The organism is Halomonas sp. SIMBA_159, assembly GCF_046536035.1.
Lineage (GTDB): Bacteria > Pseudomonadota > Gammaproteobacteria > Pseudomonadales > Halomonadaceae > Vreelandella > Vreelandella venusta_A.
In genome coordinates this window covers 1-243 of the sequence record NZ_JAWJBT010001384.1, presented here as the reverse complement: position 1 = coordinate 243, position 243 = coordinate 1, and the positions used below count along the sequence as shown (strand labels likewise).

The following is a 243-nucleotide window of genomic DNA, read 5'->3' as shown; positions in this document are numbered from 1 at the left end:
ACGGCCGCCTCGACGTCGCCGACCCCGACATCACCGCCGACATCTGTGCGCTGGGCGAAGCCGTCGCCGATCGGGAGAACCCGCCGGACACCATCGCGAACGGCGTCCTGCACACCATGCCCGCCCGCCTGCTCTGGGCGCTCGACGCCCGACGCCGTGCCCTGCCCGACGGCACGATCACGCTGATCCCGTGCGACAACCTCGACGACAACGGGACCGCACTCCGGTCCGTGGTCGGCGACC

1 protein-coding gene is annotated in these 243 nt (G+C 72.4%); it reads left to right on the top strand.

The genetic code is table 11. The annotated features are described in order from the left end of the window. On the top strand, positions 1-243 hold a 243-nt coding region (locus R0J87_RS23785; protein WP_498889479.1), incomplete at both ends, for a hypothetical protein.